Here is a 22,693-nt window from a genome sequence, read left to right as displayed (position 1 = left end):
ATTGAATTCATTTTTAATTACGAATTACGTTAGCGCAGCGGGGCGTAGCCCATTACGAATTCTTTATATCCTTGCCAACGCCCCCGCCAGGATGCCAGCAATTTTTTCCCTGCCAACTGTCCTTGGCTAGGTAAAAATCTCAGCCATTGTACGAAACCCAAACTATCGCATGTACCCACGAATACTGCCCAGAGTAAAAATACAATTCGGCGGATAAATGGCAGATGCTCTAGTAAAACTAAGGTTTCGTTATGGACTAAATTAATAAAGGCAATTTCATTAAAGTTATTTCGCTGATCTTCATCAAAACGTTGTGCTGGATAGTGATCTACAGCAACGTTAGGATCATAAATTATCTTCCAACCAGCCCGTTTTAATGTCAGAGTGAATGCCATTTCAAAATGTACCTGCGCTCCAGTACCACGCATCCGCTCGTCAAAGCGCAATTGCCCGATTGCTTGGGTACGAAAACTCATGTTTACGCCCTTGAGAATATCAACTTCACGGGGTTCTCCCACTCCCAGGTGATGGTTGCCAATCACTCGCCCAAACCATTGCAACTGTCCCACTACTGGGCGGGATTCGTCTTCTAATTTGCTGCCGTGGTATATCCAATCACGCCCGCCAAGGCCACCGAGGCGACTATCACAGGTAAAGTAAGCGGCGATACGCTCTAACCAGTCTGGGTGGGGTGCAGCATCATCATCAGTAATGGAAACAATATCGCCTTCCACTGCTGCCAATCCGGCGTTGAGGGCTGCTACTACCCCCGGTTGCGTCACTTTCACAGTATGCAGTGGCAAGTTGTGCGCGTTCAATTGCGCCAAGAATTGCCAAGTTTCTGCATCCGTATCGCGGACAACAACTATCACCTGATCAACGGGTTTAGTTTGCTCCTGTAGCGCCAAAAGGCAGCGTGATAGGTCTTGTGGACGGCGATAAGTTGGTATGAGAACCGTGTTCCGCATTCTTGCTTAACTCCTCGAATAGATCCACATAAGTTTGTGCCATAGTAGTCCAGCTATGTTGTTCTGCTACAAAGCGAGCGGCTTTGCCCATTTGCTGTGTGAGGGTGCGATCGCTCACCAATGACATCAGCGCCACAGCTAAAGCATCAATATCATCTGAGTCGGGTAAGACGATGCCACATTCTGGTGTCACCAACTCACCGCCCCCGGTTGCTGTGGCAGTAATTACTGGTAGTCCTGAAGAAAGTGCTTCTAACAATACGAGGCTGCAAGCTTCATATCGGGAAGGAAAAACAAATAAATCTACTGCTTGCATAATTTCGGGGATATCACGGCGAAATCCCACAAAATGCACGCGATCGCTTAACCCTAAAGATGCTGCTAATTCTGGGAAGGGGCTACCTTGGGTGTGTCCCACCACCACCAAATGTAAATCAGGAACTTTCGCCAAGGCGTGCAGCACTGTATCTAAATTCTTTCTAGGTGTGCGGATATCTCCAGCGAACAGCGCTAGGGTGACATTCTCCGGTAAACCTAACTTTTGGCGATTGCTTGGGCCAGGGGCAAATTCTTCTAAGTCAACGCCATTGATTATTACGCGAATGCGAGAACGCGGCACACCAATATTAACTAATTCCTGCGCTACTTTTTCTGATACAGCTACGACAACCTGGGCTTTTTGGAAAGCCTGTTTTTCCCAACGGGCATTAAAAGCCGTAAACAGCCATTGATAGAAACCATATAAATCTCGGCGATTGCGGGAAATATGAACAGGCGATCGCAACCATGAACTGTGGACAAAATGTACAGCATTCACATCAGCCGCAGCCAGATTAATTGCTCCATTGACTTTTACTAAATCAATCCCAGAGCGATGTTTCTGCAACCAATCTGCACTTTTTTGGGCAAATATGAAATTACGAATAAATTCTGTGGGATAGCCTTTGACTGGGATTTTAATCCAATTAACTTGGCTATTTTCTTCTAGTTCTGGTGCAACTTCACTAGCTAATAATGTCAGTTGATGACCACGACGAATTGCCTCTTGAGCAACTTCGTAGTTTACCCGCCCCTGACCATCACCTTTTTTGATTTTATGAGTAACAATACAAAGTTTCACACTCTACCTTCCTTAAAAATAGACCTATTGCATAAATATTTTCTTGCCTCACGCAGAGACGCAGAGTAGAATCTTGTTCTTACTCTCTTCGCGTCCTTCTCTAAGTTCCCTGCGGGATGCTTACATGTAGCTTGCTTCGACCTAGGAGGTTCGTTAAAAAAAGTAATTTTCCCAACTCAAGCAAGACTCAATAGGCTTGGTGTTATTAAGGTTTCGCCCTGGAAAATCCCCCAACCCCCTTTTTAAGCCTTGCTCTAACTCCCTCCTTAAAAAAGAGAGTTAGGGAGGATAATTATTTCGAGATTTTCATTAACTTACTTGCTAAAAGTTGTGGAGTAAAACTAAGACTTAGTGCAGCTAGAGTTCGCACATTAAATTTTTGTTTATTCAGCGCTTGCCAAAAATAAGGACGTGCTACTGCTATCTGTTCACTTCGTAGCAAACCAATTCCCAAAGTGGTATTAGCTTCTAACCATTTCTGTTGAAAATAAGTCTTAAATTGCTGTAAACGAGCGTCTTCCATAAAGACTTGATAACAAAACATTTCGCTTTTAGCTTTGCGGATTTTTGCTTGCACATCTCGACTGCCACTGAGCATAGTGTCAGTTTGCTCATGGGCACGATATCGCGTTAGCCTTTCTCGATAGTAGTAAGCACCGTAACCAGATATACAACAGAGATAAGTTAAATATAAATCCCACATCCCGCCAACTTCAGAGGGAATACTATCCCAATCGATAAGATTATTGCGAATCACACAAGATGCAGCAGTGGGTATGCTTTTATCAATTAAGCCAATTTTAGAGAAAGGTTGATGAATTCCTTGTGCTAGTTTGTCTCGTTTATAACCGCGAGTATTTTCTTCAGTTCCAGCATTATTAATTATGCCATCTGCATCTATGATATATTGATCGCAAAAAGCGAGAATTAACTGAGAATTTGCTTCTAGAGGTGGTACTAGCTTTGCTAAAAAATCTTCATTCCAGATATCATCATCATGGAGACTAGCAACGTATTTACCTCGCGCCATTTTGAAGCCATGCTGCTGATTAGCAATCATACCCACATTTTGCTGATGCCGCCAAAATCTGATGCGTGAATCACCAAAAGATGCGACAAGTTCTTGAGGATTTTCTGGACTACAATTATCAGAAACAATAATTTCGATATTTTGATAAGTTTGTTTAATAGCACTAGCGATCGCTTGCTTGAGATACTCTGGTCGATTATAGGTGGGGATAATAACACTAACTAAAGGCTGTTGGCATTCTTGAGACAATGACATATTTTTTTCCTTTATATTTCATAGGTAAAAGATGCACATTTGATGTTTTGACCAAACTAAGCTTATTTAGCTTGAGGAATGCTATATAATTTTTTCGTTCTAGAAGGGAATTCTGCTATTGTTTTTGCATAAATTGTTCCCAGATTATTTATATGAGCATCCATAGTAAATTCCTTCATCAATAAAGCATGACCTTGTTCGCCCATGTGTCGGGTTTTTTGATAATCTCCATATAAATCATGGATAGCATCAGCCAGCTTCTTGATATCATTACCTGGAACAAGAATACCCGTTTCTCCATCTTGTAAGTGCTCTGGAATACCTCCGACTGCACTACCAATTACAGGTCGATAACGAGCATAGGCTTCTAGGGTTACAAGACCCGCAGGTTCAGGCCAGACACTAGGAAAGATGACTGCAAAACACTGTTGATAAAGGTTATTTAATCTGTTGCGATCGCACCAACCATGCCAAGTGATTCGGTTACTTAATCCTAGTGTATTTGCTAATTTTTCTAACCGTGGTCGTTCCCAGCCTTCACCTGCAATATCAAGTTGAATTTTAGGGTCTGTATGTATTAAGGTTTTGAGTAACCATTCTAAACCTTTATCAGAAACAATGCGTCCAGCAAACAAAATTCTATGATTTTGGTGGATATCTAAACTCAGGGGTGTGGTTGTTATTTTTGGTATAGTTATACCACAGCGTAACGTTACAGTTTGCTCAGGGGGTACACCGCTTTTAATCAACTCTTGACGCACGTATTCGCTATTAGCGACAAAGGTAATTTTTACCTTTTTTAAGGCATCTAATAACTGATGAGTAATTTGAAGTTCTTTAAGAGTTCTTAACGGTCTACGACTACCACATTTATCTACTAATTTACCCCAGGTACAACCTAAGTAAGATACGTTGCGATCGCAGATTGTCCGCTGACCTGCTAAATACTTTGTGCCACTAGGACAGTACAATGAATGATTATGAACAGTGAAAACTGTGGGGCACTCACCTGTAAGTTGCAAGAGTAAATCTGGGCTGTGGAGGTGCAGCAATTTGAATTGGCTTTGGTCAACATTCTTAAGCGATTTTATCACGCGATCGCTAACATCATGTGGTCGATGTTCAAATAGAGAAGCTAAATAAGTTTCAACACCTCCGCCCTCACCTACATCAAAATTGGAGCATTGATAAATCAGGTTTTTTTCAAAAATACCTCTGTGTAATTGTTCATTATTTGGCTTGGCATCATTGATTGAGTTAGGCATTGATCACTACTTATTTTCACGTTATTGTTAATTGAATCTCTCAGATAGTTCCAATCTGACTTTTATCATTTTATATGCCGGAATTAAACCAAAACTTGTGTCTAATATCACTTACATAATGCCTAAGAGCAATTTCTTTACTTGCAGATTTATCTGGATAGATGAACTGATCTTCTACATTAAGAACATATTTTTTTGAGCATATAGGTTTACCATTATTGTAGTGCATTGACAAATGTACAATTGTTTGTTCAGTAAAATAATTAGGAGCTTCTTGAAGATTTGCTAAACGTTCTATAGCAAAACTCCAGTCAAATTCATGCTTAAATAAAATAAATCCACCATTTACTGGATTTGACTTTTCAGAATCATCATAAATAAGTCGCTCATCTAGTGATATGGAACAATCAGGTAGATAAAGAGAGTATTTATCGTCCGAATTACTCAAATGAATTAAGTCAATCCCAGCGGGGAAAAATAAAATATCTGAATCTGTGTAAATCGTAGTTCCATTAATAGGAATTGACATTAATGCCGACAACTTTTTACCCAGTGGATGCAGTTGGGCATAATCAGTAACACATTGAGGTAAATCCGTTCTCAGGAAGTTTTGTAAAAGTATTACCTTAACGCAAGGATGGACGCGGTGGAGCAAATTACAACTAGAATCAGTGTAACTGCCATCAGAAATTACAGTGAATGTATCTGGAATGCCGACATAACGAATGAATGAGCGAATACTTGCTACTTGTTCTGGCAGATCGCGTTCACATGAGAAGGCATAGACACTGACTGGCACTTGTCGAGTTTGTTTAATGGGGATGCTGACAATATGAGAAAGGGCTGCTTTATATAGGGAGCGATTAAATTTACCCTGAGTTTTAGCAGTGTGGTAGCCTAGATTTACCATTTATTTTTCCTGATTAAAACTATAAATAATTTAGTAGAGAAATAAATTCGTAATTTACGAAATATAAATTACGAATTACGTTAGCGTTAGCGAAGCGGTAGCGAGTACTCGAGCGTCCGCAGGAGCGTCATTACGAACTACGAATTATAGTATTGCATCTGGTGATATTCCCAAAGCTTGCCTTGTCGTCCGAGCAATTCTTGATATTTGCCCTGTTCTACTATTCGCCCTGCTTCCAGAACTACGACTTTATCGGCTTTAGCAATAGTAGAAAGACGGTGAGCGATCGCAATTACTGTTCTACCAACAGATAGCTTTTCTAATGAATCTTGAATTAAGCGTTCGGATACAGAATCTAAGGCGCTAGTTGCTTCATCCAAAATCAGAATTTCTGGGTTTCGTAGTAGCGCTCGTGCGATCGCAATTCGCTGTCTTTGTCCTCCAGATAATCTAACACCCCGATCTCCCAATTGGGTATTAAAACCTTCGGGCATTTCTAAAATAAACTCCAGCGCATTCGCTAGTTTAGCAGCTTCTTGAATTTGCTCATTAGTGGCTTGTGGAGTGCCATAAGCAATATTTTGCCAAACATCAGTGTTGAAGATAAAAGTATCTTGGCTGACGACAGCTATTTGACGACGTAGAGAGTTGATTTCAAACAGCCGGATATCAATTTCATCAATATAAATATTTCCCTCTGTAGCATTGTAAAATCGGGGGATTAAATCAGCAAGAGTTGTTTTACCAGCACCAGAGGCTCCGACTAATGCAGTCATTTTTCCCTTTTCAATGGTTAGGGTAATATTGTGCAACACTATATTTTTGTCATCGTAGCCAAAATCTACAGATACTAAATTTATTGCTCTTTCTAAAGCTTTAAACTCAAGTTTGCCATTCTGAAAATAATTTTTATCATCAGTTTTTAGCAAGTTTTTAATGTTGTCTGCCGAGCCATGTAGAGTACTGAGAAATGCTCTCGTGCCATTAATATCTTGAACAAATGGGATGAAGCGAAATAGCACAAAGAAAAAGGTTAGCAAAGAAGCAACTTGTAGCGTTCCATTAGTAACCAAGCTAGTGAATGCCAAAATAATCATTCCGACCAACACTGTAGTAGCTACCCCTTCAGCAATTGGCTTGACAAGCGTCCAAGTAAATACAACTTTAGTTGTAGTACTTACTACCTTATCGCTAGCTTTGTAATAACGCTGGCGCTCAAATTCTTGAGTACCACAGGAATGAACTGTGCGAATGCCATTAATAAATTCTATGGCTGTTGATGTAAAATTAGCATTAGCAGTTGTCATGCCAAAACTTGATTCTCTAACTCTGGCATTCAGATTAGATAAACCTACACCTAATAGGGTAAATAATAATGCTGAAATCACAGTCAGTTGCCATGATATCAAGAACATTGATATTAAGTAGACAAGAGTTGTTATTCCCCTAGTTACTAAAAAGGCTGCGCCACTGAAACCCTGCCTTATCCTTTCAATTTCTGTGGTTATTGTGTTAATTAGTTCCCCAGAACGGGTTTTGGCAAAGTAACTTAACGATAAGGATTGTAACTGTTCAAAAATTTGCTTACGTAAGCGATCGCCAAAATGAAGTTGAGATAATTCAGTATAGACTTGTCCAAAGTAATTGAAGATAACACGTAACCAAGTACTCAATAAAATCAGCGAAGATACTCGGTACAGACGATTAATAGCCGATGTATTAGCTCCCAATACTAAATTATCAAACCATTCTATTCCTGTTTGAACAGGTTGAGCATTAGGACTAGTTAAGCTTTGCAAAAATGAAAGTAAAAAACCAATACTTACACCTTCAAAAGTTGCCGCCAGAATCGAGAATGTCAGAGCTAAAATTACAATCTTGCGAAAGTGTTTAAATTCTCGCAATATCAAATAGTTGTCCTGCCAGAAGCTGGTAGCTTTAAGCAGACTGCGGAGTTTTTGAGGAAGTTGGAAATGCATGGATTTTATAATAATAGTTTGGCAAGGTAGATAGACCGCTATAGATGCTACGTAACCAAGTCTCAGTGCGGTAGATGAAATTATCAATTACCGCACAGATAAATTACAGTGTTTGGCTATCTAGATGTAACAGATGAGGCTCTGCTTCTACTTCCCACGAAGCTGTAATTTCTGGTAGTTTATTTAGCTGTACTGCATCTTCTAAAGTCCAACAACGAGATCCGGTCAAACTCATGTCACCCCGCAGCACGTTAAATAACTGTGGCAAATTATCAAGATTGTAATTACCCATCCAACGCCCTAGCGGTGTAATGTTGTGCGTGCAAAACCTCGTTGTCCGAAAGAGTTTACCCCGTTCTCCAACACGCCACTCACGACAAAAAAGTGATCCTGGCGAGTAAACCTGCATTAATACAATCAATACCAACATGACTGGGCTTGCTAATAGCATTAATACGAAAGCCGCAATCCAATCAATTAGTCGCTGTAAGGGTTGGTTAGGCAGTTTCTTGCTAGCGGGTATGCTTAGGAACATAGGCTTATCTGCTTCTTCACATGCATCTGCCCAAAACCTAAGCAAAGCTTCACCCAATTTTGGATCTATGCTTACCAAACTTACAGGAGAATGTTGTAAACATTCTACTAGCGATCGCTTACTATTTAATGAAGGCAGATATGGTTGTTTCACTTGTCCAGGCGACTTCACCAACAGTTTACCCCGTCGCCACTGAAGTGTGCAGCGATTATCCTGGTGTTCCTGGGTTACATCATATAAACTCTGTAGAGTTGGAATTATTGAAGTTGTCATATCTCTTTGGGTTTATACAGGAGTGAATTGCTGAGGCGTTATCAAAGGCTATCAATGCCAAAGACCCAAATCCGAATCTTGTTGTCACTCCAAAAAGTTGGAGATAATTGAGGGCAAAATATGTTATTGCTATTTGCCACTCAGCCAAGCACACATCGTCCAGAATTCTGCTGGTGTAGAGGTGTACAAATCAACGTTACTATCAATATTCATGGGCAATCAGTATTTTTCCGGTAATTACTGAAAGTAAAAAAGTGTAGAGGGAAATTACCCATGAATCTATATCTACGTTTAATTGCACTGAGGTGTTTATTGTGTCGATATATTTAACAAAACCAGTCCACTGTTGTTTTCTAGCCTTTATGAAGGTGCTTTAATCTCTAGAATATAAGACTATGTAGAAATAGCGATCGCTTAAATAAATTCTTTATTTACTCTTTAAAGAGCCAGTGATTTCTCTGACAACCCATAAAGATAGTATAAATATACTGAAATTTTCCTGATAGCAATAAAATTAAATTTTGTTCATAAAAATGTAGGGGCAATTCATGAATTGCCCCTACCTAAATCAGTCTTTACCTCGTTCCCAGTCTCAGACTGGGAATGCCTCCTAGAGGCTCCGCCTTCCGCCTCCCTTACTCGCGCCAGAGCCGCTTTGAATGTATTTCCAGCCAGAGGCTAGAAACGAGAAAGAAATATCTAAAACCCTTACGAATTACGAACTACTTTTCTACAGCTTGTCGCAAGGCTAATTGCTGTTGTTTGATATAAGGTACGTAATTACTGCTAGAGTTTGATACCCCATTAGCTACAACCCCAATCAGATTTAACTTACTCAGCATGGCTGTAGCTTGATTAAGCTGGCTTCGCGTCACAATACCAATGCTTGCCACCATAACCACGCTACGACAAGATGATGCGGTGAGCATGGCATCCACCAAGCCGAGAACTGGGGGAGCATCTATGAGTACCAAATCATAGTTTTCCTCAAATGCTGCCATTAATTGCATCATCCGAGGGGAACTCAACAGATTAGCTGGGTCAGCAGGTTTTGGACCAGCGGTTAAAATATCGATGTAGGCAGAACCTGAGTATTGAAGACTAATCTGGTTCGGTAGAGTTGCATCACTAGCCAATAGAGTTGAAAGCCCCTGTTCATTAGGAAGATTCAGCTGTTCGTGCAAACTGGGATCACGTAAGTTGGCATCAATCAGCAGTACTCTTTTGTGTAAACGGGCAGCACTCATTGCCAGACCCAACGCCAAAGCTGACTTACCCTCATCGGGTAAAGCTGAGGTGATCATCAAAGATTTCAAGTTAGCAACAGTATTTAAAAGTTCAATGTTTTTGTAAATCAGATCCAGTGATTCCCAACGTGGTGGAGATTGCAGTACCTGAATTGTCCAAGGGGCAAGAACTTCTGGCTTACCAAAAGGCAACTTGATCATTGATTCTCTGGGTTTTGCTGGCGGTAATTTGGGAGTTGTTCCTAACAACGGCATAGCCATTTGCTTCTCTAACTCAGCAGTGGTGTGAACTGCATCATCAGCCGATTCTCGAATAAAGGCAGCAATGCCTCCTAACATAAACCCAACCACAGCACCTAAAAGCAAGTTCTGTTGAAGATTGGGGCCTAATTGTCCACCTTTTTGAGGTTCTTCCACAACTTCCCAATTAAATCCACCCTTGGAAAGTTCTTGCCGCAATTGCTGTTCTGCTCTTAAAAGCTGCTCTAACCTTTCACGGCTAAATTGCAATTGCGGTAGCATCCGATTGTAATAAGCTAACAAAGGCGGAAAGCGTTTGATTTCAAAACGTAACTCGTTTTCTTTCTGCACTAAAGTTTGATCGCGAGCAGTTAAAGCAACTATATTGGTCTGCGTTTCCACTAGCTGACCAGCAAGGCTAAGATCAATTTCACCAAGCTGTCCTCGTTCGAGAAGGGAATCTTTAGAAGTGAATGCACCAGCAGACTTTCCGCCTAAAGTTCTTCCTACTTCTTGTTGCAATAATTCCTTCTGGCCCTGAAGCTGTTCTTTGAGCTTTTGCACACTCGGAGTTTGATCTGTAAAGCGTAAGCGTTCCTGTGCTAGCGCCAGTTCTGTTTTTTGGATTTCGTTCAGTAAGCTTTGATAACGAGTAGATTGACTCAGACGAGAAGCAACTAGAGCATTTTGGGGAGAACGGTTAAGTTGTTCTTCTAAAGATTTTTGGCGTGCTAAGGCTTCCCCATATTGAGCACGAGTTGTCTGCCTTTCTTGGGCAATATTATTCAAAGCTGTCTCAATAGCTTTGGCCTGTGACTCTGGATCAATTAAGTTCTGATTTCTGCGAAACCTTTGTAAATTTGTCTCAGCCGCGTTTACTTCTTCACTGGCTTTACTTAACTGTTCCCTGATAATTTGCAGACCTTTTTGTAACCGCGAACTCTGTTGTTGTTTGTTATATTCCACATAAACTTGTCGAATTGCACCCAGAACTTTTTGTGTCTTTTCTGGATCTCCAGCGGTGTATTCAACTTGAAAAATTTTAGTCGCAACATTGTCTTCTTTGCTCCTTAATTGAGTTAAGACCAAAGAAGCTTTAATTTCACCTGCACTTATATCTGGATAATCAGACTGAAGTTTATCAACTGCTTTTTGGATGAGTCCCGAACTCTGCATCAAGTTAAGCTGAGTCGCAGTATCTATCACAACATTAGAGTCAGTGAACTGGTTGTCTAACCCCGCGCCTTCTTTTTTACCTTGATAGTTAGGTTCTACTAGCAATTGCATCGAACTTTTATAAGTAGGCTTTGTTCTAAAAGTTACCATGCCTGCAATAGCAATAGAAGTAATTAATACTGCTAGGAACCAAGGAAATCTTCGCACAAATACGGCAAACAATTGTCCGTAGCTTGGTTCAGTTTCAGAAGCTGGAGTTAAATGAGGATTTAGACTAGTTTGAACCACTTTTATTATCCTTGTCTTCAAGACTTACGCTAAGAGATATCCCGAATAATACCTATTCTTTTTACGAACCACCTTTCCTCCGAAACCTACGCGAACACGTAAAAGGGGTGAAGAGAAGGATGCCAAGGAGGAGAGAGAAAAAGAAATAGGTAATCTTAATAGTGAAAAAAGATTAGGAAATCAAATTAATATTTGATGCACACCACAAGCTTGGTTAATAATTTGCTCAACTTTACTAAAGAAGGCATTCTCTGAAAAGTTTGCTACTGCATGATTACGGATGCGATCGTAATCCCAAGAGATGCCATTGGCTTCTAGTAATGCAATTTGTAGAGATTCGGGTGTTTGTCTTTTGAAAAAGACTCCTGTTTCACCTGGTATTTGAGTATCTAATACTCCACCTGCTCCATAGGCGATGACTGGTGTGCCGCTAGCATTAGCCTCTACTGGAACTAATCCGTAGTCTTCTAGGGCTGCGACAATAATAGACTTGGCTTTGGAAAACAAGTCTTTGCGGGTTCTATCACTTACGTGTCCCAAGAATTCAATATTTTGTAATGCTTTAGATTTTAACCGTGCTTGTTCTGGCCCATCACCAGATATTAATAACCGCCACCCCAACCAATTAAAAGCTTCGATTATTATATCAAGTCGCTTATAACTGATCATCCGGGCGGAGGCCAGATAATATTCATCTTTTATATCTGAAAAAAGAAATTTACTAGTATCAATTGGATAGTTCACCATCATTGCCTTTTTGCCATAAATATTTTCAATACGGCGGGCAACAACACTAGAATTTGCAATGTAAAGGTCAGGTTCCTGTGCATATTTCAGGTCTACCTTTCTCATTACTTGAAATACTTGTTCAATTAAAGGAGCAAAATATCTATAGTCTCCGTACTCTCTTAAATAAGTTGCCGTATCCCATAAGAAACGGGTGACATTATGGCAAAAGCAAATGTGGCGGGCATTGGGATTTTTTCGCACTGCTTTGGCAAAGCTGGTGCTACTACTAATAATTAGATCGTAGTCTTGTAGATCCAAGGCACGAAAGGCAGGAAAATATAGAGGAGCCATTGACCTAAAATATTTTGCTGCACCAGGAATCTTTTGCAAAAAGGTTGTATTGACTACGCGATCGCCTAGATCGATAGTTTTTTGTGGATCGTACAGAGATGTGAAAATATCTGCTTCGGGATAGCGCTTACAAAGCAGTTCAAACACACGCTCTGCCCCACCTCGCTGGGTTAAATAATCGTGGACTAGAGCAATTTTCATGAATTTAACCTAAGGTTTCGATCAGGTTTGTTTCAACGCTCCCCAGCAAATTATTATCAACAACTTTAGTATTCAGCAGTATAACTTCTTATCCTCTTCACGAAATTCTGGCTACAAATACGTAGGGGCGTACAGCTGTACGCCCCTACAGCCAATTCATTTGTAGCTATTATATGATGTCCGCCAAATCACCCATAATAAACAGTTTGTAGTGGGGACTTCAGTCCCCAAAGCTAGGACTAAAGTCCTTACTACGAACATTTTTTATTCAGCTTGATTAACTGGATATCATATTACCCAACTGCTACCAAGATTTTTTCTGAGGCGAAATAGTTGTTTTGCTCAGTTCGTAGTTGGTCGCAAAGTCTGCCTTCAGGTAATTCTACATCCTCATAAGTGAGGACTTGATCCTTAGTAATATCCCGTTTCAGGCGACATCCTTCGGCTAAACCAATTGGTAGGAGATTTTGCTGTTGGACAATATCGGAATTTTCACATTGTCCGTAGGTCATGTAATAGCCGATGCCATCTAAGGTTTCTCCTGCTTTCAGGTCGATTTTGGCAGTGGTAACAACATCTACTAGCGGGCCTGCTAGTGGAGACATAACGGCATCACCGAATAGGACAGCACGCGCTACGGACAGGGGAACTTCAAAATGACAGAGGTGATAAGGAGTATAGAAGCTGTAAAGTGGGCCTTCGCCTAATTTGTATAAGTTGAGATAGTGGCGTTGCTTGGGGTCGTCGTGAGTGGCAAATACATATACGCCAGGGCCTGGTTTTGCTCCAACTACATAATCGACAATACCGCCCAGTTCTTTGAGTTGTTCTACATCATATAACTGGGTCATTTCATCGACAGAACCGTTGAAGTCATATCCCAACATTCCCCGTTTGGCGACTTTCATCCCTGTGGCATTGGCTACGATCGCTTGCTCGAAAGAAATTTTGGTTCCGTCGGCGAAGCTAGCCACCATGTGGGGCTTTTGACCCCAACGTTTAGCAAATCCTTCCTGGGTGGTGGGATTGCGATAGGGGTCTTGGAGTCCTTTAATGTTACCGCACAATAAGGGAGTTAGACCAATGCTTTTGACAAAGCGGTAAAGGTTCATTTGCACCCCTGGCTGATCGCCATCGCAAGCGCTGAGAATAACGCCAGCTTTGTCGGCATACACTTTCAAGATGGGGCCAATGGTGCCGTCGAGTTCGGCATTCATCATGATCACATGTTTGCGGTGGGCGATCGCTTCCATAACGATCTGAGCGCCAAATTCCACTGCACCTGTGACTTCGATTAATGCATCGATGCCCTCTGCCCGACACAGTAACTTAGCGTCTTCTGTGACTGCATACTTACCGTTAGCGATCGCATCTTCTAATTCGCTGACAGTTGCAACAACTTGAATATCTTCAATTCCTGCTTCCGAATAAGCTTGCTTGGCTGCGTCAATCTTGCGATTGGAGATAGCAACTAACTCCATTCCTGGCACTGAATTGACAATTTGGTTGGCAATTCCTCGACCCATGAAACCAGCACCGATCATTCCTACTTTGATAGGATTTCCTGCTGCTGACCTAGCTCGTAAGGCGCGATCGATAATAATCATGAACTAAACTCCTTTTTAGAACTGTTGGTTGTGATACAAATCCTCTATAAACTTGCACTTAATAATTTTTTACAACTAAATATTAAGTACATTTTCATAGTTAATTGGTGTTAGCGTAGGCGTAGCCCGCCGGAGGGATCGCTACTAACCAGTTGTTTGCTAGATGTCTGTTTTTTCTGGCTGTGGTTCTCGATAATTTGCTCTATAGTATTTCGGTAAACTTTAGCAAAGTTTTCTTTAGTATGATTTGCTCTTACATGTTCCCACGCCTTCCGAGACATACTGTTGAGGTCTTCTAGAGGCAAATTAGAAATTCTTCTCACTGCCGATTTAATTTCTGCGATCGAAGAATTCTTTAATAGCACACCGAAATCCTCATGCACATCAACACTAGATTCGTAATTGACTATCGGGATTAACCCTGTATGCATACAAGTGATAACGCTGCCGGCTCCACCTTCTGCTGCTGAAACAAACACAGTACCAATACAATTATTGGTAACTTCTATAAACTCAGGGCTGATAACATCAATCCAACCATAAGTATGTATATTTGGTGTTTCATAAAGCTCTTGATGAAAAGCTTTTTCAAATTCTGGTTCCTTATGAATTGGGCCGCAAACTGTTAAATGGAAATCTGGCATTTGTGCAAAAGCTTCTAAAACTAAATCAAGCCCTTTGTGAACAAACCCGTGACTACCAAACCATAAGTAATGCTTTCTTACGGCTTCAAAATCCTTTCGTTCTGGCCAAGGATAGACAGTAGGATTAGAAAGCGGCACACGATAAATTGGTTTATTCGCGTATTTAAAGGTATTGATGGTAAATTCATTGCCTAAAACTACGCCATAATCTGCATATTCAATTCCCAAATTAGGCACTTCATATCGCTGTGGACAAAGAGTAATACCCCGCCGTTGTTGTAGTTCTAAATGTCTATTGCATTCAGCCACATTACGAAACACCATATTAGCAATGTCAACGTGAAAAATTTTCACACAATCTTTATTGAGTTTTGGTGCTAATTCTTGCATCCGATGACGGACATCAATGAAAAATGCATAATCTTTTTCAGGAATGAATTCATCATTGTAAAACTGAATAACATCAACGCTATAACCAAGATCCAAAAATGTTTGCACCATCCGCCAAACTTCCCAGTAGGAAGTGTGGTCATGGGGTATGGACTGACCAGGTTTTAAAAGGAATGGCTCAGTCCGGTAAGAAAAAAGTACATTACCTCTAGAAGGCTGATTTGGTTTGAGTGAAACAACTTTTAAGCCTTTGATATAATCAATGCGAGTTGCTACTTTTTTGAACAACGAATTGATAGAATTGCTTAGATGGGTTAGAGTATTATTTGGCATTTGATACCTCTTGTAATTGGGAAGTTAAACAGAGAGTACTTACCAGCTTAAAACAGCTATTTTGCTCCAACAGTCATCATTCTCAACAAAGGCCAATTTAAATCTTTCTCGGAAATCTCAGTTACATCTAGAGGCCAATTAATGTCAAAGAATGGGTCATCATAACGTAAACCTCTTTCATACCCTGGCGTGTAAAATTCACCCACTTGATATACGACTTCAGTCTCATCTGTGAGTGCTTGATAGCCGTGAGCAAACATTTCTGGAACATACAAAGCACGGCGGTTTTCTGGAGTTAGTTCTACACCAATGTGTGATAAAAAGGTAGGAGATTCAGGACGCATATCAATAATTACGTCATAAATAGCACCTTTAGTACAGCGAATTAATTTCGTTTCTGCGGCTGGCAGAATTTGATAGTGCATTCCCCGGATAGTGCCTTTTTTGTAGTTAAAAGATAGGTTACATTGGGCGACTGTTGGCTTTAATCCGTGTGCCTCAAATTCTTGAGCGCAGAAAGATCGAGCAAAAAAACCACGGTGGTCGGGCTTTTCTTCCAAGTCAATAATGAATGCATCTTTGAGTGTGGTTTCGGTGAAAATCATGTGATTCCTTTGAGATAAATGTTGACTAAAGAAAATATTTGCTAACTATTTGTCGCTAGGGTCAGAAAATAACAGTAATGAACGTAGATTTAATAACCTAAAAAAGGGCACTAAGTCGGAATTTTAACTGCATCTGATGAAGAAGTGAACTCTGCTCTGGGATATGTATCATCCCAGTATTGGGTACAAAGGTCTGGTCTTTCAGGGGGATTAGCGGTGTAACAAAAGAATAGTGTTGACCTGTCTTCTGTGCGGATTGTGCCATGATGCAAAGCATTTTTCGTATCTACAATAATGACTGTACCTGCTGGGCCTGGACAAGATTTCCAAGCTGATTTCGGGATGATTGATTTTATTTGTTCATCATCGATACCCATATACCCGGATTTCCAAAGTTTGTAATAGAGTCGAAAATAGTTCCAACTAAATAAGGAAGTTAAAGAGCGGGGGATATATTCAAAAGGCCCAGTTTTTTGTTCTACATCATTCAAGTAAATAAAGATTTTGATAATGCGGCGGTCTTCTGCATCGCTATGCCATAGTAGCGTCCCAAACTGATGTTTGCTCTTGAAATCTTTGCGTAAATGTACACCATGAAAAGCTATAGGAAGACCGATATAATTTTCGATGATGTTGACCAGCCTTTTCTCTATCCCCCAAGCATAAAATTCTGGTAGACCTGTAACTGTGTAAATTTGTGGCAACCTTTCATCTAGATGGTCGTTGTTGGGATTTTCCATCTGAGACAATTGATGGTAAGCAGCTTTGAGCAGTTCTGAGGTAGAGTTTAGCCCTAAATCTGCCAGTGTTGTGACGTAAACGCCGTCTTTTTTGAGAGCATTAAGGATGTTGCGATCGCATCCTTCCAATGCTGGCAAATTTCTGCTATGTTTCCAACGGGCTACGTAATATTCAAAGTCAGAAGACAGTGTAAATATTTTGCGTTTAATTGCTGCATTAAACATGTTGTTCATCCTTTTTAGTATCGATATATATTTATCAGTAATTTAGTAGTTTATGGCTTATAACTCCGCACTTCTTGAGTAGATATTTCACTTGATTCTGCTAACCCGAACTCTTTAGAAACCATTACGTCAAAAGCACACAAGCTGACTAAAGCCAAAAATGGAACTACTGTCTTGATGGCAGACATAGGCCATCTTCTTAAAGCACCTAAGAAAACTCTCAAGTTCACTTCTTTACAGTTCTGCAACAGCATCCGTCTACAAAACTGCTTAGAATATCCATTCTCTTCCAGTTTCAAAATCACTTCAGGTATGTGTTTGTACTGCATTAACAGTGCAGATTTTGGTTCTTTCTGCCAATAACTCACACCAACAACACATTCTAAATAAGTTTCTTTAGTGACAATTACACTGCCATTAGCAGCACAATAACCGGCTAAATATGCTAAAGATATCCAGTTATTTTCAGCATCTCGCCAACTTTGTAGAGCGCGTTTTACTAAATCAGTGCGGTAGATTGTAGCAGTCAGGAAAATAACTGCACCAACACTTTTTGAAAAGCAATGCTCAAATATAGTTTTACCATCACCATTACCATCTTCACTTTCAACATCAAACCAACGATTACCAATAATTTTTGGTGGATGAACTGGTTCACCAGTAATTTGGTTCCGACCAGAAAAATTGAGGAACAATAATGATAAATCTTCATGTTGCTTGAGTTTGCTAATCACATAAGCAATGGCTCTATCTTGAATGGGGTCATCATCACCAATTGTCCAAACATATTTTGTTGTTGCAGAATTTAGGCAATACATAATATTTTTGACAACGCCTAAATTTTTAGGATTTTTATTAGAATTAAATGTGATATTGCTAAGTGTTGATTGCCATTTTTGGATCACCTCTTGAGTATTATCAGTTGAACAATTATCAGAAACTAAAATTTCACAGTCATCTTCAAAACCTTTAATAGCTTGAGCTAACCAAGTAAGTTGTTTATCTAGAAGCTGGGCACGATTAAATGTAGGAATGGCAATTGTCAGCAGTTTATTCATATTAAGTTCTAATTTGTATTTAAGAGGGTGCTAACAGCAGCTTAGTAATTAATAAGCTATTTTTTGGATGTTTTTTATTTGTAAGATACTTCAATATTTCCCGTTATTATAATGAAAAAATGAAATAGTAATAACAGGCATACTTCTTGTTTATAGTTAGTAATTACGACACTATTAAAACCCGATCCGGAATAGGAGATAGATAAGTCTTAACTTCAGGAATTGGCACTCAAAACTGTCCACCCCACTCGCCAATAAATGCCATTTGTTCCATAATTTCTTCCTTGAGATTCCAAAGTAAAATTAGAACATAATCTGGTTTGGTTTCGCGGATTTCATCTGGTTCGAATATGAAAATATGAGTCACAGGTAAAAATAAGCCTTGCTTGTAGGGATTGCAATCTACTGTGTAATCGATAAAATCTTTACCAATCCCACAGTAATTGAGCAATGTGTTGCCTTTGGCTGGTGCGCCATAACCAACGATTGATTTCCCTTCTACTTTCGTATTTATGAGGAAAGTTAATAGCTTATGCTTTGTTTATTTGACTTTTTCTACAAATGTAATGTAAGTCTCTATCCGATGTAGTCCAGCAGCGATTTCTGTTTATTTGCGATGTCCAACTTTGTCGCTGATACTGGGATTAACAGCATGGTCATGTTTGGCATAAATTCTTATAAAACGACATTTTGCGATCGCCATAAACTTCAACTCACTAATTGTAAATAATTTGAGAGATGATATAAGCCCGAATCAAGTAGTGTTGATTCGGAAGCTTAGATTATTTGTCCGCTGCTGCTAGGCTAACTAGCTACTTTTTATTCCAGAAAAAATCTTTGTCAATTTGTTCGGTACGAATCAAATACTCTAGTTGTTTTAAGCGGGTAAATCCTCTAAACAAGAAAGTATCTTCAGCCATTTGTATTTGACTGAATAAATCAAATAACTGCTGGGCACCAAGTCGGGCATTCCAATCACATTTAAATCCGGGTAGAATTGTGTTGATTTTCTCGAAGGATACCCGATAGCTGCGGTTATCTGAGCCGTTGTCACCAAAGGACAATTTGCAATCTGGGAAAATATCAGCAATAATTTCCGCGATTTCTTTGACGCGATAGTTGTTTGCTGTGTCTCCCACATTGAAAATTTGGTTATGTACAATGTCTCGTGGTGCTTCCAAAGCGCAGACTATTGCTTTGCAAATATCCAGTGCGTGGACTAATGGCCGCCAGGGTGTACCATCACTAGTCATTTTGATTTGTTTGCTAGTCCATGCCAACCCTGCTAAGTTGTTTAAAACAATATCAAAGCGCATCCTAGGAGAAGCACCAAAGGCAGTGGCATTCCGCATAAAGGTGGGAGAGAAGTCATCATCAGCGAGTGGTCTGACATCTCGTTCTACGAGAGTTTTGCATTCTGCGTAGGCTGTTTGGGGATTAATTGGAGATTCTTCTGTGACATCACCTGCGGTAGCAACACCGTAAACGCTGCACGAAGACATATATACAAAACGGCGCACACCCATAGCCTTAGCCAGACTAGCCAGACGAACTGAACCGACATGATTAATTTCGTAGGTAATATTCGGCGCTAATTGTCCGGCTGGGTCGTTGGAGAGTTCCGCCATGTGAACTATTGCTTCAACACCTTCCAAATCATCAGGGGTGATGTTGCGGATATCTTTGTTGAGGGTTTTTGGTGTCACCCCATTAGCGTTGTATAGCCAACCAACTTTATAAAAACCGGTATCTAGACCAATAACTTCATGTCCCCGTTCAATTAACAGAGGTGGTAATAACGAACCTAGATAGCCTTCTGTACCAGTTACTAATATTTTCATTGTGGTTAATGCCTTTGTATTGATGAGTTAAATTTTTCGTTTATTTGGGGCGCACAGATATGTGCCCTACAGCGTGTAGCATCTAGAAGGGAACCGCTATATTTTTCGTTTGTATGCAATAACTTGACCTCTCTCCAAACCTCTCTCCTCTTAGGAGAGAGGCTTTGAATCTTACTCCCTTTCCCTTGTAGGGAAGGGGTTGGGGGTTAGGTTTCTATTTGACTTAACCGAGAAACGCCATATAGTAACTTGGCTAGCAGTCATTATGTAGTTACTAAAACCTTTGCAGGCTTACCTATTGGGTAGCAGCACTCTATAGCGGTTCTTAATTGATGCATTACACTTTTTTCTTGTGGAATGGGTATCTTACCCGTCCCTTGCATTTCCAGCAGACAAAGATGCCTACTATACAAGATTCATGCCTTAATTCAGCAGTCCCGGAAAGAACAACTATGATATCTATGCAGTGACTACATTATCTAGATGCGAAAGTTGGGGAATTTCTGCCACAAGCGCTTTGCCAATTTCTAGAGAAGATGTAGCAGCAGGAGAAGGAGCATTGCAAACATGAATGGAGTTTTGACCGGAAACGATCAAAAAGTCGTCTACAAGCTTGCCATCATTCATTAAGGCTTGAGCACGGACTCCTGCATGAGTGGGAACTAAGTCTTCTGCTTGGACTTCGGGAATTAATTTTTGCAAACTTCTGGTGAAGGCTGCTTTACTCAAGGAACGAATGATTTCTTGTATGCCTTCATCAGCGTGTTTGGCTGCTAACTTCCAGAAACCAGGATAGGTGATGACTTCCAGAAAATCCCGTAAGTCAAAGTCGGTTTTTTTGTAACCTTCGCGTTTGAGCGACAGAACCGCGTTTGGCCCTGCATGGACGCTACCATCAATCATCCGGGTAAAGTGAACACCCAGGAAGGGAAAATCTGGATTGGGTACTGGGTAAATTAGTGTCTTGACCAGATAACGTTTTTCTGGGGTGAGTTCGTAGTATTCTCCCCGGAATGGGACGATTTTGGCTTGGGGTTCAACTTGACCTAGTTTGGCGGTGCGATCGCTATGCAATCCCGTACAATTAATTACAAAGCGGGTTTCAAAGCTACCCTTGTTTGTTTGCAGTACCTGGTTTTTACCACTTGGAGAGATTTTCAGAACTTTTGTATTGAGGTGTAAATCTCCACCCTGCTGTTGAATTAGCTGGGCATATTTCAAACAAACTTGCTTGTAATTAACAATACCAGTTGAGAATACCCGAAGTCCACCTACACATTTTACGTGAGGTTCAATTTCCCTGACTTCTTCGGGGCTGATTCTCTTAACTTCTATGCCATTTTCTAAGCCGCGTTTGTAGAGATTTTCTAGGCGTGGTAGCTCTTGCTCTTCAGTTGCAACAATTACTTTTCCACAAACTTCGTGCTCAATTCCATGCTCTTGGCAGAATTCCACCATTGAGCGAGAACCGTCACGACAAAATTTAGCTTTGAAACTCCCTGGCTTGTAGTAAATACCAGAATGAATCACCCCGCTATTATTGCCGGTTTGGTGAAATGCCCATTGACTCTCTTTTTCTAGTACTAAAATACGAGCATTGGGATAGCGTTTTCCTAAAGCCAACGCTGTAGAGAGTCCAACTATTCCCCCACCTATAATCGCAAAATCATACATTAGTATTATTGTACTTGAAATTACAGTAAATCTATAAAGTCAGGAGTTAATAATTAGAAGTGAGGAGTTTCAACTCATAACTCATAACTCATAACTCATAACTCCCTTTCTACCATACCTTCCAAGGGGCTTGAGTGCTTTTCCATAGCCCCTCTAGGTAGTTTTTATCGCGTAAAGTATCCATCGGTTGCCAAAAACCATCATGTTTAAAAGCAGATAGCTGTTCCATATCAGCTAGCTTTTCTAATGGCCCTTGCTCCCACACAGTAGAGTCATCAGAAATCAAATTGATTACTTCTGGTTCTAGCACAAAATAACCACCATTAATCCAAGCTCCATCACCTTCAGGTTTCTCCCGAAAGCTGGTAATTTTAGTTTGCTCATATCCTAAGGAAATGGCGCCAAAACGTCCGGCTGGTTGAACGGCTGTGAGGGTTCCTAAGGTCTTTTGTTCTTTATGAAAGTTAACTAGCTCGGTGATATTAATATTACTGACACCATCACCATAAGTAAAGCAAAAAGTTTCATTACCGAGATGTTCGCTGATTCGCTTTAAGCGTCCACCTGTCATGGTATTATCACCTGTGTTTACTAAGGTGACACGCCAAGGTTCAGCATAACCAGAATGCACGTTCATCTGGTTAAATCGCATGTCAAAGGTAACATCTGACATGTGTAAGAAGTAGTTAGCAAAATACTCCTTAATTATGTAACCTTTGTAACCGCAACAAATAATGAAGTCATTAATTCCGTGAGCAGAGTAAGTTTTCATTATGTGCCAGAGAATGGGCTTACCACCAATCTCAACCATCGGCTTGGGTCTGATACTAGTTTCTTCACTGAGGCGTGTACCAAGCCCTCCAGCCAAAATCACCGCTTTCATGCAATTACCTCGGAGATTTGTAGGGATATTATTATTTGACTTTATCGACATGAAGAGGATGCACTTAGATAGAGAAAAATTGATTTCTGTTTTCTTTTTCTCCGTCAATAATCTAACTATTATTTT

General features: G+C 40.3%; 17 protein-coding genes and 1 pseudogene. All 18 read right to left on the bottom strand.

What is annotated here, in order from left to right:
• Positions 1-29: 29 nt before the first annotated feature.
• The gene (locus tag H6G92_RS12900) at positions 30-968 is read right to left on the bottom strand and encodes a glycosyltransferase family 2 protein (RefSeq protein WP_190894069.1); all 939 of its coding nucleotides are present in this window, start codon (positions 966-968) and stop codon (positions 30-32) included.
• Positions 886-2,088, bottom strand: a complete 1,203-nt coding sequence (locus H6G92_RS12895) for a glycosyltransferase family 4 protein (protein WP_190894068.1) — start codon at positions 2,086-2,088, stop codon at positions 886-888. The genes H6G92_RS12900 and H6G92_RS12895 overlap by 83 nt, the downstream gene beginning before the upstream one ends.
• A gap of 292 nt (positions 2,089-2,380) precedes the next feature.
• Complete coding sequence (locus H6G92_RS12890; protein WP_190894067.1) at positions 2,381-3,373, bottom strand: glycosyltransferase family 2 protein; 993 nt, start codon at positions 3,371-3,373, stop codon at positions 2,381-2,383.
• A 62-nt stretch (positions 3,374-3,435) separates the two neighbouring features.
• Positions 3,436-4,638 carry a glycosyltransferase family 4 protein gene (locus tag H6G92_RS12885; protein ID WP_190894066.1) on the bottom strand — a complete coding sequence of 401 codons (1,203 nt, stop codon included), beginning with the start codon at positions 4,636-4,638 and terminating at the stop codon, positions 3,436-3,438.
• A 70-nt stretch (positions 4,639-4,708) separates the two neighbouring features.
• Complete coding sequence (locus tag H6G92_RS12880) at positions 4,709-5,548, bottom strand: hypothetical protein (protein WP_190894065.1); 840 nt, start codon at positions 5,546-5,548, stop codon at positions 4,709-4,711.
• A gap of 137 nt (positions 5,549-5,685) precedes the next feature.
• Positions 5,686-7,527: a heterocyst formation ABC transporter subunit HepA gene (gene hepA / locus H6G92_RS12875; protein ID WP_190894064.1), complete on the bottom strand. Its 1,842-nt coding sequence runs from the start codon at positions 7,525-7,527 to the stop codon at positions 5,686-5,688.
• Between the two features lie 103 nt (positions 7,528-7,630).
• Positions 7,631-8,335: a heterocyst development glycosyltransferase HepC gene (gene hepC, locus H6G92_RS12870; RefSeq protein WP_190894063.1), complete on the bottom strand. Its 705-nt coding sequence runs from the start codon at positions 8,333-8,335 to the stop codon at positions 7,631-7,633.
• Positions 8,336-9,057: 722 nt separating this feature from the next.
• The gene (locus H6G92_RS12865) at positions 9,058-11,286 is read right to left on the bottom strand and encodes a GumC family protein (RefSeq protein WP_190894062.1); all 2,229 of its coding nucleotides are present in this window, start codon (positions 11,284-11,286) and stop codon (positions 9,058-9,060) included.
• 180 nt (positions 11,287-11,466) lie between these two features.
• Positions 11,467-12,567, bottom strand: a complete 1,101-nt coding sequence (locus tag H6G92_RS12860) for a glycosyltransferase (RefSeq protein WP_190894061.1) — start codon at positions 12,565-12,567, stop codon at positions 11,467-11,469.
• Between the two features lie 293 nt (positions 12,568-12,860).
• A complete protein-coding gene (locus H6G92_RS12855) occupies positions 12,861-14,174 on the bottom strand; it encodes an NAD(P)H-dependent oxidoreductase (protein ID WP_190894060.1) in 1,314 nt (437 codons plus the stop codon).
• Between the two features lie 110 nt (positions 14,175-14,284).
• Positions 14,285-15,541 (bottom strand): glycosyltransferase, encoded by a 1,257-nt coding sequence (locus H6G92_RS12850; protein WP_190894059.1) that lies wholly within the window; start codon positions 15,539-15,541, stop codon positions 14,285-14,287.
• A gap of 56 nt (positions 15,542-15,597) precedes the next feature.
• Positions 15,598-16,146, bottom strand: a complete 549-nt coding sequence (gene rfbC, locus H6G92_RS12845) for a dTDP-4-dehydrorhamnose 3,5-epimerase (protein WP_190894058.1) — start codon at positions 16,144-16,146, stop codon at positions 15,598-15,600.
• A 110-nt stretch (positions 16,147-16,256) separates the two neighbouring features.
• The gene (locus H6G92_RS12840) at positions 16,257-17,111 is read right to left on the bottom strand and encodes a phytanoyl-CoA dioxygenase (RefSeq protein ID WP_190894057.1); all 855 of its coding nucleotides are present in this window, start codon (positions 17,109-17,111) and stop codon (positions 16,257-16,259) included.
• A gap of 50 nt (positions 17,112-17,161) precedes the next feature.
• Positions 17,162-18,169, bottom strand: coding sequence for a glycosyltransferase family 2 protein (locus H6G92_RS12835; RefSeq protein ID WP_190894056.1), 1,008 nt, complete (start codon positions 18,167-18,169; stop codon positions 17,162-17,164).
• A gap of 229 nt (positions 18,170-18,398) precedes the next feature.
• A pseudogene (locus H6G92_RS39375) lies at positions 18,399-18,698 on the bottom strand (methyltransferase C-terminal domain-containing protein); the annotation flags it as partial.
• Positions 18,699-18,981: 283 nt separating this feature from the next.
• The gene (locus tag H6G92_RS12825; RefSeq protein ID WP_190894055.1) at positions 18,982-20,010 is read right to left on the bottom strand and encodes an NAD-dependent epimerase/dehydratase family protein; all 1,029 of its coding nucleotides are present in this window, start codon (positions 20,008-20,010) and stop codon (positions 18,982-18,984) included.
• Between the two features lie 459 nt (positions 20,011-20,469).
• Positions 20,470-21,684 carry an L-2-hydroxyglutarate oxidase gene (gene lhgO / locus H6G92_RS12820; RefSeq protein WP_190894054.1) on the bottom strand — a complete coding sequence of 405 codons (1,215 nt, stop codon included), beginning with the start codon at positions 21,682-21,684 and terminating at the stop codon, positions 20,470-20,472.
• 109 nt (positions 21,685-21,793) lie between these two features.
• On the bottom strand, positions 21,794-22,567 hold the full coding sequence (gene rfbF, locus H6G92_RS12815; protein WP_190894053.1) for a glucose-1-phosphate cytidylyltransferase: 774 nt from the start codon (positions 22,565-22,567) through the stop codon (positions 21,794-21,796).
• Positions 22,568-22,693 lie beyond the last annotated feature (126 nt).

The organism is Nostoc foliaceum FACHB-393, assembly GCF_014698505.1.
Lineage (GTDB): Bacteria > Cyanobacteriota > Cyanobacteriia > Cyanobacteriales > Nostocaceae > Nostoc > Nostoc foliaceum_A.
The sequence above is the reverse complement of the archived record's forward strand: the minus strand, read 5'-3'. Positions and strand labels throughout refer to the sequence as shown.

Coding starts and splice junctions, on each gene's coding strand:
- hepC (WP_190894063.1), bottom strand. CDS start 8,335: ATGACAACTTCAATAATTCCAACTCTACAGAGTTTATATGATGTAACC.
- rfbC (WP_190894058.1), bottom strand. CDS start 16,146: ATGATTTTCACCGAAACCACACTCAAAGATGCATTCATTATTGACTTG.
- H6G92_RS12850 (WP_190894059.1), bottom strand. CDS start 15,541: ATGCCAAATAATACTCTAACCCATCTAAGCAATTCTATCAATTCGTTG.
- H6G92_RS12835 (WP_190894056.1), bottom strand. CDS start 18,169: ATGAATAAACTGCTGACAATTGCCATTCCTACATTTAATCGTGCCCAG.
- H6G92_RS12825 (WP_190894055.1), bottom strand. CDS start 20,010: ATGAAAATATTAGTAACTGGTACAGAAGGCTATCTAGGTTCGTTATTA.
- H6G92_RS12840 (WP_190894057.1), bottom strand. CDS start 17,111: ATGTTTAATGCAGCAATTAAACGCAAAATATTTACACTGTCTTCTGAC.
- H6G92_RS12880 (WP_190894065.1), bottom strand. CDS start 5,548: ATGGTAAATCTAGGCTACCACACTGCTAAAACTCAGGGTAAATTTAAT.
- rfbF (WP_190894053.1), bottom strand. CDS start 22,567: ATGAAAGCGGTGATTTTGGCTGGAGGGCTTGGTACACGCCTCAGTGAA.
- H6G92_RS12885 (WP_190894066.1), bottom strand. CDS start 4,638: ATGCCTAACTCAATCAATGATGCCAAGCCAAATAATGAACAATTACAC.
- lhgO (WP_190894054.1), bottom strand. CDS start 21,684: ATGTATGATTTTGCGATTATAGGTGGGGGAATAGTTGGACTCTCTACA.
- H6G92_RS12890 (WP_190894067.1), bottom strand. CDS start 3,373: ATGTCATTGTCTCAAGAATGCCAACAGCCTTTAGTTAGTGTTATTATC.
- hepA (WP_190894064.1), bottom strand. CDS start 7,527: ATGCATTTCCAACTTCCTCAAAAACTCCGCAGTCTGCTTAAAGCTACC.
- H6G92_RS12900 (WP_190894069.1), bottom strand. CDS start 968: ATGCGGAACACGGTTCTCATACCAACTTATCGCCGTCCACAAGACCTA.
- H6G92_RS12855 (WP_190894060.1), bottom strand. CDS start 14,174: ATGATTATTATCGATCGCGCCTTACGAGCTAGGTCAGCAGCAGGAAAT.
- H6G92_RS12860 (WP_190894061.1), bottom strand. CDS start 12,567: ATGAAAATTGCTCTAGTCCACGATTATTTAACCCAGCGAGGTGGGGCA.